Below are 13,247 nucleotides of genomic sequence, written 5' to 3' on the forward strand. Positions count from 1 at the left end.
GATGCAACAAGAAGAACCCAATAAATATGTAAAAGAACTCACGCAGGAGAAGTATAAATACGGCTTCACTACGGAGGTACATACAGATATCATAGAGAAGGGACTCAATGAAGACGTGGTACGTTTGATCTCGTCTAAAAAGAACGAGCCGGAGTGGTTGCTGGAGTTCCGTCTGAAAGCTTATCGTCATTGGTTAACGCTGGAGATGCCTACTTGGGCACATTTGCGTATACCGGAAATTGACTATCAGGCAATCTCATATTATGCCGATCCTACGAAAAAGAAGGAGGGCCCGAAGAGTATGGATGAAGTTGATCCGGAATTGATAAAAACATTCAATAAACTCGGCATTCCACTGGAGGAGCAGATGGCATTGAGTGGTATGGCTGTGGATGCAGTGATGGACTCTGTGTCAGTGAAAACGACCTTTAAGGAAACACTGATGGAGAAAGGTATTATTTTTTGCTCATTCAGTGAAGCTGTGCGTGAACATCCCGACTTGGTGAAAAAGTATCTCGGATCTGTTGTTGGGTATAGAGACAACTTCTTTGCGGCATTAAACTCGGCTGTATTCTCAGACGGTTCTTTTGTCTATATCCCCAAGGGGGTACGTTGTCCTATGGAACTCTCTACTTATTTCCGTATTAATGCTGCCAATACCGGTCAGTTTGAACGTACATTGATTGTGGCTGATGACGATAGCTATGTTTCCTATCTGGAGGGGTGTACAGCTCCAATGAGAGATGAGAATCAATTACACGCTGCTATTGTCGAAATCATGGTACATGATCGTGCGGAAGTGAAATATAGCACCGTGCAGAATTGGTATCCGGGCGATGCCGAAGGCAAAGGTGGAGTTTATAATTTTGTGACAAAACGTGGCAATTGCAAAGGAGTAGACAGTAAACTTTCATGGACCCAGGTTGAGACAGGTTCGGCTATTACATGGAAATATCCGTCTTGTATTCTTTCCGGGGATAATTCTACTGCAGAGTTTTATTCTGTAGCTGTGACGAATAATTATCAGCAGGCAGATACAGGTACTAAAATGATTCATTTAGGTAAGAACACCCGTAGTACGATTGTCAGCAAGGGTATATCTGCCGGGAAGAGCGAGAACTCTTACCGTGGGTTGGTCCGTGTAGCTGAAAAGGCTGATAATGCCCGTAATTATAGCCAGTGTGACTCATTGCTGTTGGGTGATAAGTGTGGTGCACATACTTTTCCCTACATGGATATCCATAATGAAACGGCAGTTGTAGAGCATGAAGCGACTACCAGTAAGATTAGTGAGGATCAGATATTTTATTGTAATCAGCGTGGTATTTCTACAGAAGATGCCATTGGATTGATCGTAAACGGCTATGCTAAGGAGGTACTTAATAAACTTCCAATGGAATTTGCCGTAGAAGCTCAGAAACTACTTACGATCTCTCTTGAAGGCAGTGTAGGATAATGAAGACGAAACGTGTTGGTTGGCTATTGATATTCCTGTCCTATGTTGGTGTAGTACTGGCACAAAACCTTGACGATCAAGAAAGGAGGTGGGCGATCAGTGGCTCTTGGGGAGGAAATTGGCCGATAGTCACAAAGAATACACTTTCGGGAAAAGCTGTTTCTGCAGGACATATACATACTTTAATGTTGGAGTATTATATTCCTTATACCCGTTTCTCCCTGAAAGGAGGATATACAGGTGAAGAAATAGGTTTGAATCCAGGTATTTCTGCCTCAATGAGTAATCTGGAAATAGGAGGGCGGTATTATTTCTTACCACAACGGTTTGCAATCCAACCTTATGGGGGACTTTCTACTGGATGGAACCTCTCTCCACGAAGGCAGGAGGGGATGGGCAGTAGCAGTTATTACGATCCTTCAAGGCAAGAGTTTCGTAAAGATTACGATTATCGATACCGAATTAAAGAACCATTATTCACAGTTTCTCCTGTGGTGGGAGCTGATATATATTTTCTTTCTTGTCTTGCTCTCACCTTGAAATATAATTTCCGGATGGGCATTGCCGGAAAGATAAGTGGAGAGATAGAGAAGACCAATTCTCGTGGAACCGGATTTGTACGTAGCAATGGGATGCGGCAGACCGTAAGTGTAGGGGTAAAGGTTAACTTCCCTTTTACTATTACGCAGACGGACGGAAATTCCATATTACAATGGTTGGACGAGGTTATTTTTGGAAAAGAATAGATAATGAAATAATTGATAAGATCATGTTAGAGATAAAAGACCTGCATGCCAGCATTAACGGCAAAGAGATATTGAAAGGCATTAACCTGACGGTGAAGCCGGGCGAAGTACATGCCATTATGGGACCTAACGGTTCGGGTAAAAGTACGCTTTCGTCTGTTCTGGTAGGTAATCCTGCTTTCGAAGTGACGAAAGGAAGCATCACGTTCTATGGTAAAAATCTTTTGGAATTGAGCCCTGAAGATCGCAGTCACGAAGGTATTTTTCTTAGTTTTCAGTATCCGGTGGAGATCCCGGGCGTGAGCATGGTGAACTTTATGCGTGCTGCTGTCAATGAACAGCGTAAGTACAAAGGATTACCCGCTTTGACAGCCAGTGAGTTCTTGAAATTGATGCGTGAAAAGCGTGCAGTGGTCGAGTTGGATAATAAATTGGCCAATCGTTCGGTAAATGAAGGTTTCTCGGGTGGAGAGAAAAAACGGAATGAGATTTTTCAGATGGCTATGCTCGAACCCCGTCTCAGTATCTTAGACGAGACTGATTCCGGACTCGATATCGATGCGCTTCGTATTGTAGCCGAAGGAGTAAATAAACTGAAAACTCCCGATACCAGTTGTATTGTCATCACCCACTATCAGCGTCTGCTGGACTATATAAAGCCGGACATTGTACATGTTCTTTACAAAGGACGTATTGTAAAGACTGCCGGTCCGGAACTCGCTCTTGAGTTGGAAGAGAAGGGATATGATTGGATTAAGAAGGAATTAGGAGAATGAGTTTAATTATGAATGCAGAACAGCAATATATAGATCTCTTTTCTCAGTGTGAGGCGATGATCTGTCGTCATAGCGCTGAGGCGTTGAATGCCCCCCGGGCAACAGCTTTTGCTGATTTTGAACGTCAGGGGTTTCCTACACGGAAACAAGAGAAATACAAATACACGGATGTCAGTAAATTCTTTGAGCCGGATTATGGGTTGAACTTGAACCGGCTGCCCATTCCGGTGAACCCTTATGAAGTGTTTAAATGTGATGTTCCGAACATGAGCACTTCATTGTTTTTTGTAGTGAACGATGCATTCTACAATCAGGCGCTTCCTAAGTCCGGATTGCCTGAAGGAGTTATCTTCGGTAGTTTGAGAAATATGGCTGAACAGCATCCGGAACTTGTGAAGAAGTATTATGGTAAGTTGGCTGATACTTCGAAAGATGCGGTTACGGCTTTTAATACAGCTTTTGCACAGGATGGAGTATTGATGTATGTTCCGAAGAATGTGATCGTCGATAGACCTATTCAACTGGTCAATATACTTCGTGCGGATGTTAATTTCATGGTAAACCGCCGTGTGTTGATTATCCTTGAAGAAGGGGCTCAGGCCCGTTTGCTTATTTGCGATCATGCAATGGATAATGTAAACTTCTTGGCAACTCAAGTTATTGAAGTGTTTGCAGAAGAGAACTCCGTTTTCGATCTTTATGAATTGGAAGAGACTCATACCAGTACAGTGCGTTTCAGTAATTTGTATGTGAAACAGGGAGCAAACAGCAATGTATTGCTTAATGGAATGACACTTCATAACGGGACAACCCGTAATACGACAGAAGTTACCCTTGCCGGTGAAGGTGCCGAGATCAATCTTTGTGGTATGGCCATTGCTGATAAAAACCAACACGTGGACAATAATACCTCGATAGATCATGCCGTGCCGAATTGTACCAGCAATGAGTTGTTTAAATATGTTCTTGACGATCAGTCTGTGGGAGCTTTTGCCGGTTTGGTACTGGTACGTCCTGATGCGCAACATACCAGTTCTCAGCAGACAAACCGTAACCTCTGTGCTACTCGTGATGCCCGTATGTATACTCAGCCGCAACTGGAGATATATGCCGACGATGTAAAATGCTCTCATGGAGCTACTGTAGGTCAACTGGATGAAAACGCTCTTTTCTATATGCGTGCTCGTGGTATCGCCGAAAAGGAGGCCCGTCTGTTGCTGATGTTTGCATTTGTCAACGAGGTGATTGATACCATTCGTCTGGAGGCGTTGAAAGATCGTCTGCATTTGTTGGTTGAAAAACGTTTCCGCGGTGAACTGAATAAGTGCCAGGGATGTTCTATTTGCAAATAATCAGTGATAAAATGAATATTCATAAGATACGTGAGGACTTTCCCATACTTAGCCGTACGGTATATGGCAAGCCTTTGGTTTATTTAGATAACGGTGCGACTACTCAGAAGCCTCGCCTGGTGATCGATTCGATTGTAGACGAATATTATTCGGTCAATGCGAATGTACATCGGGGAGTTCATTTCTTGTCTCAGCAGGCGACGGAGCTGCATGAGGCTTCACGTGAGACTGTACGTCAGTTCATTAATGCCCGTAGTACTCGTGAGGTCATTTTCACTCGCGGGACAACGGAGAGCATTAATTTAATTGTCTCCAGTTTTGGTGAAGAGTTCATGCAAGAGGGTGATGAGGTGATTGTTTCAGTGATGGAACACCACAGTAATATCGTACCTTGGCAGTTGTTGGCGGCCCGTAAAGGGATTGCGATTAAAGTCATTCCGATGAATGATAAAGGTGAGCTGTTACTTGAAGAGTACGAAAATCTTTTTTCTGAACGTACTAAGATTGTCAGCGTAACCCAAGTGTCCAATGTACTGGGAACAATCAATCCGGTGAAAGAGATGATTGCCACGGCACATGCTCATGGAGTACCTGTTATGATTGACGGTGCTCAATCCATTCCTCACATGAAGGTGGATGTACAGGATTTGGATGCTGACTTCTTTGTTTTCTCAGGTCATAAAATATATGGGCCTACCGGAATAGGCGTCTTATATGGAAAGGAAGATTGGCTCGAACGTCTTCCGCCTTATCAGGGTGGAGGAGAAATGATTCAGTCTGTCTCATTTGAAAAGACTGTCTTCGGTGAATTACCATTTAAATTCGAGGCTGGAACCCCAGACTATATTGCCACTACCGGGCTTGCCAAAGCGCTGGACTATGTCACAGGTATTGGCTTAGACCCAATAGCATTACATGAACATGAGCTTACAGTTTATGCTATGCAACGGCTGAAAGAAATTCCGAATATGCGTATTTTTGGTGAGGCTGAGCATAAAAGCAGTGTAATTTCATTCTTGGTAGGCGATATACACCATTTGGATCTGGGTACCTTGCTTGATCGATTGGGCATTGCTGTCCGTACGGGACACCATTGTGCAGAACCGTTAATGCGTCGTTTAGGCATTGAAGGTACGGTTCGCGCCTCATTTGCCGTGTATAATACAAAAGAGGAAGTTGATGCTCTTGTAGCTGGTATCGAACGGGTCAGTAAGATGTTCTGAGGCATGTGTATTCTGACAGATATTGAAGTGTCGTGAAAGCTGTTGCTTTTGCGACATTTTTTATGTTTGATAGGGACTTGCTGGAATGTGTTGAATGACTTTAGGACTCTGTCTTTAACTCTTTTGGGGAGGAGGTCTGTTTTTCCTCCGTCAACTAAGGGAAGGCGGAGCAAGTACCGTGCAGTATTACTTCCAACGACCGATCCGTATAAATAGATAATAAATGAAGGATTCCTGCAACCTTTTTCTTTCTTTATCGTCTAATATTAATATAAACCTCTAAATGAAACAAGAATTATGTTATTAGCAACCACTCCAATCATCGAAGGAAAACGAATAACCACTTATTATGGCATTGTGTCCGGAGAAACTATTATAGGTGCCAATGTCTTCCGTGACTTTTTTGCCAGTATTCGTGATATAGTAGGCGGACGCTCCGGTTCATACGAAGAAGTGCTTCGTGAGGCAAAAGATACTGCTTTGAAAGAAATGTCTGAACAGGCTCGCCAAATGGGCGCTAATGCTGTGATCGGAGTTGATTTGGATTACGAAACAGTTGGGGGAAGTGGCAGTATGTTGATGGTAACTGCTAGTGGGACGGCTGTGTTCTTGGAATAACAAAGTAATCATAAAGACCATACGGGTGTTACGGAAGTCTGTAACACTCGTATGGATTATATGTTTACCTATTGTTAACGACCTTTGATGATTTCCATTTTATCAATATCGGGTGCCCACCCGTACGAATTATACAGACGTATCGTGTTATAGCCTTTGCGAAGTTTAACCTTGATAGTTGTTGTAGCTGCTTGATCCCATGTACCGGAATAAAGGTTAGACTGTTTATATTCTGTTCCGTTTACAGCTATTTGGATATCGCGTTTATCACCTGAATAATAAGTTAACTTAAGTTGATAATCTCCTCCTTTGCTAATATACACGTTTCTGAATTCTGCCCAATTGGAAGGTGAATTTCCAAGATTTTTCATAATATATTCTCCTGAGGCTCCTGATTTTGGTGTAAAATGAGCTGCCTGTTTGTTGTCTGGCAGAAATTCTTGCATGAAAGCATATTCAGCTTCATAACATGTCCGGTCGTGACGTTTGCTACCTTCAAGTCTTATTAAAGCTGTTCCATGTGCAGGAACTAGCGTTTCATAGTAATCGGTGAATGTTCCCATTTCTTGATGGTTCCATAGATCTCTCACTCGTACATCCCCTGATAAATAGAGCTTATCGAAATCGACTCTGATCTGCTGATCTGTATTGCTTCTGTTATATAGTGCTACTGCACGTAGTTTGCCTTCACGTTTCTGAATGGCTTTTGATAAAATCAGATAGTCTTTTCCCCGTTCAATGGCTTCAGCCTGCAGACCTAATGAATCCTGATTTAATGCGATCACTTCCTTATTGGTAATGATCGATAAAGTTTTTTCAGGAATTGTACGAAGATCGCATCCGATCATTAACGGGGAGGACAAGATAGACCATATTCCAAAATGAGTTTTTTCTTCGTCTTCCGTGAGCCCTCTTCCTACTTCAAGCATATCCATGTCATTATAGTGCCCCGGGCTTGCGTAAGGTGCTAAGTAGAGATTTCTTTCAATGATTCGGTCGATTGTTGTGAATCGTGGATTGATGTCTGTATGGATTCGCCAGGAACCTGCCAACTGGGTAGCCCAAGTGCCCGGAAACTGCCAACGGCATATATTATATCGAACATCTGTCCGTCCTGTCCGTCTGATCGCTTTGTAGATATCCGTATAACGTTGCTGCTCACTTTGTCCGGTTGCTTCACCGCCACACCAGTCTATTTTAATGAAATCATATCCCCAGTCTTTGAGGAAGGTTTGGCAGTCTATATCGTCGTGTTTCCAAAGTCCTACACCGATACCGAGTGTATCTGCGTCATAGATGGAGCCACAAGTGTTGCTGCCCGCATCAGAATATATACCGGCTTTCAATCCTTTTGAATGAATATAGTCGGACAGGACTCTCATCCCATTCGGGAATTTTTTCTTATTGGCAAAAAGACGTCCTTCCGAATTTCGTCCTCCAAAGTATCCGTCGTCTATGTTCACATATCCATAGCCTACATCCTTCAGACCCCGGTTGACCATGGCATCAGCTGTTTCTTTAATTAGTTCTTCATTAATATGTACTCGGAAGGTGTTCCATGAACTCCACCCCATCATGGGAGTATTTGTGTTTTGTGCCGTGACAGTTGTGAAAAAGCTTGCCAATAACAGGAGGCAGCAATAAGTAGTAACTTTCTTCTTTTTCATAAGGTGTTGTTTTTGTAAGGTAAAATAGCCTGTATATCCCTGTCCGGTGGTAGGTATATACAGGCTAATTTATATTATTAGGAAAGATGAATTACCAACCCGGATTCTGGACCAGATTTGAATTTACATTCAGGTAATCCTGTTTGATCGGACTCAAATACTGTTCATCCCTGAAGATGAATGGTTGAGCATCCAAACGTGCATTTTTATAATACTCTTCGTTGGTTGTACCGTAAGAGTTCAATCCGATCATACCATTTTCCATACCGCTCCATTCTTTCAGGGCAATCAGCCAACGGCGATAGTCGTATGACATATGTCCTTCGAACATCAGCTCTATGGTTCTTTCACGATGAATTACCTCACGAAGTTTGTCTCCGGACGGAAGTCCTTTGTAGGAAACTTCTACATTAGGAATACCGGCTCTCTGGCGGATCAGGTTGAAGTAAGTAAGTGCATCTCCTTCCAGTGTTCCATTGTATTCAAAGTAAGCCTCTGCATAGTCCAAATACAATTCTCCTAAGCGGATGATAGGGAAAGGGAAAGCTACCAGAGAGTTGCTGGTACCACTAACAAAAGTTTCTGGATGAGCCAGTTTGGCGATAGCATACGATCCATATAATTGGTCACTTCCCGCATCACGTGTTCCATTTTGCTCTTTGAAGCGCATTTTGAGGTTAATGGTGTCTCCGTTGATCAGGTAGTCCCCGCGGTTGAAGCCGATAGAACCATAGAAACGTGGTTCACGGTTGCGATGGAGCACTGCTACCGAATCCCCTTCGGCTACTGTGAAACGATGTGCATAATCAAACTCCGGATCTTCATCTATCGGAAGTCCGTTCTTGGTCAGATACATGTCCGCACTGAAAGCCGTTGCACCTAAAGCTCCATAAGGTGCTCCCGAGGAAGTACTGATACCTTTGGGAATTACGTGTGTTTGAATAGAGTTTCCATCGGCCCATGTTTCTTTCCAGCCACTATATCCCCAGATCAGTTCTTTATTCCATGCGTCTACAACCAGGTTACGTGCATTGGCAATGGCTTGGTTGAATTCCGGCAGATTACCTTTCTTTGTATACTTATACAATTCTGCTCCGGCTTGATGTGCCATGTCGATTGCCTTTTTACATTCGTCCATGGCAGTTTTCCATTTATTCTTGTCATAAGTCAGGTTCATGAGCAACTGTCCGTCCTTGTTCTTGAAATTCTTATACATATCAGCATTCCCATTGAACTGTGGGCTGGCTGCGTACAAGTACATTCTTGCCTTTAGTGCTTGTGCAATGACTTTTGTAGCACGACCGTAGTTGGAAGCTTTCACTGTCATAGGCAGGTCGGCAGAGGCATTATCGAACATTTGAGCAATTCGGCTAACGCATTCATCATAGGGTACACGCGGCTTGAAAAGTTCTTCTTTGGGTGCATTAAGAGGGATTGCTTCGTCCAGTATGACTATAGGACCGTAGTTCTGTAATAGCAGGTAGTGGTAGTAGGCAATCAGAAATTTTACTTCACCTTTCCAAAGTACTTTCTTGGCTGCGAGGTCTGCCTCTGAGATTTGTGATGGCTTTACATCATCAATATTATCCAAGAACGTATAACATTGGCGGATACCGTTGTATGAACTTTGCCACACATCAATGATCGGATCAGCAGAATTGTACAATCCTTGTTGCATTCTCATAAAGGTGAACCAAGTAGTGGTCCAGTGGGCAGATCCGACAGTTTCCGGAGTTGTGCACCAACTGAAGTTCTGACGGAAGTTCAGATAATTGGGAATGAAAGAATAGCAGGCGAAGACAAAGTTCTCGGCAGTCTGTTCGTTCTTGAACGCATCAGCCAAAATAGGGGTGTCATCGGGTACAATGTCCAGATAATCACAAGAGTGTAAGCTAGCTCCGATTAGTAAAGCTACAATTATATTTTTTAGTTTCATAATTATTCAGATTTTTAAAAAGTGAACTGTAAACCGATGGAACCCATGATTTGTGTCGGATATTTTAATCCGTTTGAGGTATAGAGCTCCGGATCCCATAATTTAAATTTAGAGAATGTCAGCAGGTTTTGTCCGCTGATATAGGCACGTAAAAATTTATAAGAGTATCCTAATTCCACGTTTTTAAGTCGGATATACGAACCATCTCTCAGCCAGTAAGTAGAGTTGGGGTTATTATTGTTGTTTTTCCCGTTTGTCAGTCTCGGATACATTGCTTCGGGGTTCGGGTTTGCCTCTGTCCAATGATTATCGGCAACAAATTGCATGACACCATACGATTCTCCACCGAAAGGATGGATGTCGCTCAACATGATGCTTCTTTTGCCTACTCCTTGAAAGAAGATGGAAGCATCCCATTTTTTGTACTGGATACTGACTCCCAGACCATAGCTGATTTGGGGTAATTCCGGATTACCAATGTAAGTTTGATCGTTTCCGTCGATCTTTCCGTCATTATTGAGGTCTGCATATTTAATATCACCCGGTTGCACAACTCCGGTTAGTATTTGTTTTGGACTGTTGTCAATCTCTTCCTGATCTTTGAAGAGTCCTAATGCAATATAGCCTTTATACTGATTCAGGGGGCGTCCTACTTGTGACATGTATGCATATTCGTAGTCCGGTTCGTCTATTTCCATATATTGGTTCTTAGCGTATGTGAAAGTACCTTTGGCAGAGATCATGAAGTCTTTGCTGACAGCGTGATTATAGTCCAATGACATGTCAACGCCTTGATTGCGTACCTTACCCAGATTACCATAGGGTCGGAGATCTCCGGTGATACCACTTTCTGCAGGGATTGTATTACGTCTAAGGAAGATGTCTTTACGATCTTCTCTAAAGAAATCTACGTTGAGGCTTAATTTGTTGAATAATCCCAGGTCGAATCCTACATTATACTTTTTACCGATTTCCCATGTCACCTTTTCAGCTCCGTAAGTAGTGATGGTAGCTCCGTTAGATGAGGTTTGCCACTGGTCACCGAATACAAATCCGGCTCCACCCAAATCTACTTTAGTAAGATAGGGGAAACGGTTGGAGCCGATATCCGCATTACCTACCAATCCGTACGAAGCGCGTATTTTTAAGTTGGAGATAACTTTTGTCAATGGTTCGAAGAATTTCTCGTTGGAGATAAGATAGCCGACAGCGAGTGAAGGGAAGAATCCATAACGGCTTCCTTTTTCGAAGTTCTCACTACCATTGTAACCGAAGTTGAATTCAGCCAAATAGCGTCCGTCATAAGCATAGGTAACACGTCCGGCCAGCCCCTGATTACGTTCCGGCAATGTATTGTAATAGTTATTGTCAGGATTGTTCAGATTGTATTCGCGCTGAAGATATACCAACATTGCTCCGACATCATGTTTATCACCGAACATGCGCTGATAGTTCAGTGTAGCCTGCAGGTTCATCAGACGGTCGCCAGTAGTGGAAGTCGATGTCTCAAGAGCGGTACGTCCCTTACTGATAGAGTTATAATCATAAAGATAGCTTCCGTCTTCTTGCTCCTGAGGATTCTGTAATTCATAAAAGTAAGGTGAAAAGGAGCGATTGACAGTCGTCTTCGACCAGTTTTTAAAAGAAACCAGTGCTTTAAAATTCAATCCTTTGGTAAGGAAGTCAAGTTTCTGTTCCAGTTCGAAAGCCGTATTAATGGTATATGCGCTTTGCTTAGAACTACCTTGTACCATACTTGCATAGGGGTTGCGATAAATACTGAATCCTCCGGAACCGATAGGACCACCTGATTTGTTTCCGAATATAGTGTGATCTTCACGGTTGATATTCGGATATACAGGTGCAAAATACATTGACGGAGCTTCCATTACGTATTTATACAAATCGTCCATACTGGTTGACGGACCATTGTAATTGACTATTTGCGAGTTGATTCTCACATTTACTTTGGTACTTGATGTCAACCATGCTCCCACGTTACTTTGGAACGAGTAGCGAAGATTCTGTATATTGTTGTCGAATGTGTTATTCGGATCTTTTTTCAGCATACCATTATCATTATTGATGGAGGCGCTGATGAAATAGTCTACTTTCTTTGTACCACCCATTACATTCAGGTTGGCTGATTGGTTCATGGAGTAGTCTTTAAACATATAGTCGAACCAATCAACATTGGGATATACATACTGATTTCTGCCTTCAAGCGTTCCTTGAATTTTATCATCTGAGAAAGCCGGTGTACCATCCGGGTTACGGGTCAGAATGGCTTCATTTCTCAATTTCATGGCTGTTACTGCATCTGCCAGTTTGAGTGTACGTGTCGGTGCGGTAAATGTATTATCGATGCGTACGTTGATGCGTGCTTTTTCAAGATCTTTACCGGTTCGGGTAGTGATCAGGATGACACCATTGGCACCGCGCGCTCCGTAGAGGGCTGTAGCCGAGGCATCTTTCAATATTGAGAAGTTTTCGATAGCTTCCGAGGGAATAGCGTTCATATCTCCTGCCGAAACTTCGACACCATCGATGAAGATCAGAGGATCAGTCGTTCCACTGAAGGTTGCGGCACCGCGTATCCAGAAGTTTGCTCCATCGGCACCCGGCTCACCGGTGCGTTGCATAGAAATCACGCCTGCTATACGTCCGGCAAATGATGTACTCAGGTTACTGGAAGGTACTCGAAGTTCAGCCGGTTTGATGGATTGTACAGCACCTACAACACTGGCTTTTTTCTGTGTTCCGAATCCTACTACCACTACTTCTTCCAGACTCTGGGCGTCAGGTACCAATTTGAAAACAACTATCTTTTTCCCTTTTAGCGGAATTTCAACAGGGGTATATCCGATAAAGGAGGCTACTAATGTGCTATTTTCCGGAGCCATTAATGTAAAGTTCCCTTCGACATTGGTTACTGTTCCCAATGTACTATTGCCTTTTATTACGATATTTGCTCCCGGAATCCCTTCTCCGTTTTCGTCAAGAACCTGACCGGTGATTTTGATTTTTTTTTCCTGTTGAGGTGCTTCTGCCGTAACTTTGGTAATTGTGATCTGACGGTCGTTGATGTTGTACTTCAATCCCGCTTCTTTAGACAAGATATTCAGAATCGATTCTACATTCTGTTTATCTATCGAAACAGACACTTTCTTCTGCAGTACAGGTAAAAGATCTTTTGAATACAAAACGACAAATTCACTGTTTTTTTCGATGTATTCAAACACTTCTTTTACTGTTTTATTAGTTGCGTGAAGCGTAAAAACAGTTTGCTGGGTATAAGTTTCTACAGCATAAACCGGAGTAGTGATACTCGGTATAAGTAAAAAAATACTAATTAATAAAAAAAAGGACGTAATCCTCCCTGCCTTATGACAAGGAATTGCTTTCTTTTTCATACATTTACATTGATTTTAGTTAATCATTAAAAGTTTGTGATTTAATAAAAAGTCATTAGA

The 13,247-nt window shown here is 42.6% G+C and carries 9 protein-coding genes; 6 read left to right on the top strand and 3 right to left on the bottom strand.

Translation table 11 applies throughout. The annotated features are described in order from the left end of the window. The first annotated feature begins 1 nt into the window (after nucleotide 1). The 6 genes from sufB (at nucleotide 2) to BSHG_RS16150 (ending at nucleotide 6,171) form a co-directional block, all read left to right on the top strand. A complete protein-coding gene (gene sufB / locus BSHG_RS16175; RefSeq protein WP_005783924.1) occupies nucleotides 2–1,456 on the top strand; it encodes a Fe-S cluster assembly protein SufB in 1,455 nt (484 codons plus the stop codon). Next, nucleotides 1,456–2,202 (top strand): hypothetical protein, encoded by a 747-nt coding sequence (locus BSHG_RS16170; protein WP_008658000.1) that lies wholly within the window; start codon nucleotides 1,456–1,458, stop codon nucleotides 2,200–2,202. Before sufB ends, BSHG_RS16170 begins: the two co-directional genes overlap by 1 nt. Nucleotides 2,203–2,225: 23 nt before the next feature. Then, the gene (gene sufC / locus BSHG_RS16165; RefSeq protein ID WP_005783928.1) at nucleotides 2,226–2,978 is read left to right on the top strand and encodes a Fe-S cluster assembly ATPase SufC; all 753 of its coding nucleotides are present in this window, start codon (nucleotides 2,226–2,228) and stop codon (nucleotides 2,976–2,978) included. A gap of 8 nt (nucleotides 2,979–2,986) precedes the next feature. Continuing rightward, nucleotides 2,987–4,330: a Fe-S cluster assembly protein SufD gene (gene sufD / locus BSHG_RS16160; protein WP_008769207.1), complete on the top strand. Its 1,344-nt coding sequence runs from the start codon at nucleotides 2,987–2,989 to the stop codon at nucleotides 4,328–4,330. A gap of 11 nt (nucleotides 4,331–4,341) precedes the next feature. Continuing rightward, nucleotides 4,342–5,553: a cysteine desulfurase gene (locus BSHG_RS16155; RefSeq protein ID WP_005783932.1), complete on the top strand. Its 1,212-nt coding sequence runs from the start codon at nucleotides 4,342–4,344 to the stop codon at nucleotides 5,551–5,553. A 297-nt stretch (nucleotides 5,554–5,850) separates the two neighbouring features. Further along, nucleotides 5,851–6,171, top strand: coding sequence for a heavy metal-binding domain-containing protein (locus tag BSHG_RS16150; protein ID WP_005779329.1), 321 nt, complete (start codon nucleotides 5,851–5,853; stop codon nucleotides 6,169–6,171). Between the two features lie 74 nt (nucleotides 6,172–6,245). Here BSHG_RS16150 and BSHG_RS16145 read toward each other — a convergent pair whose 3' ends face one another. The 3 genes from BSHG_RS16145 to BSHG_RS16135 all read right to left on the bottom strand — a co-directional run bounded on the left by BSHG_RS16145 (nucleotide 6,246) and on the right by BSHG_RS16135 (nucleotide 13,187). Next, nucleotides 6,246–7,838, bottom strand: coding sequence for an alpha-galactosidase D (locus BSHG_RS16145; RefSeq protein ID WP_005796777.1), 1,593 nt, complete (start codon nucleotides 7,836–7,838; stop codon nucleotides 6,246–6,248). A 91-nt stretch (nucleotides 7,839–7,929) separates the two neighbouring features. Then, the gene (locus tag BSHG_RS16140) at nucleotides 7,930–9,774 is read right to left on the bottom strand and encodes a RagB/SusD family nutrient uptake outer membrane protein (RefSeq protein ID WP_005813804.1); all 1,845 of its coding nucleotides are present in this window, start codon (nucleotides 9,772–9,774) and stop codon (nucleotides 7,930–7,932) included. A gap of 14 nt (nucleotides 9,775–9,788) precedes the next feature. After that, nucleotides 9,789–13,187 (bottom strand): SusC/RagA family TonB-linked outer membrane protein, encoded by a 3,399-nt coding sequence (locus BSHG_RS16135; RefSeq protein ID WP_005796774.1) that lies wholly within the window; start codon nucleotides 13,185–13,187, stop codon nucleotides 9,789–9,791. Nucleotides 13,188–13,247: the final 60 nt, after the last annotated feature.

Source organism: Bacteroides sp. 3_2_5 (genome assembly GCF_000159855.2).
Taxonomy (GTDB): Bacteria; Bacteroidota; Bacteroidia; order Bacteroidales; family Bacteroidaceae; genus Bacteroides; species Bacteroides fragilis.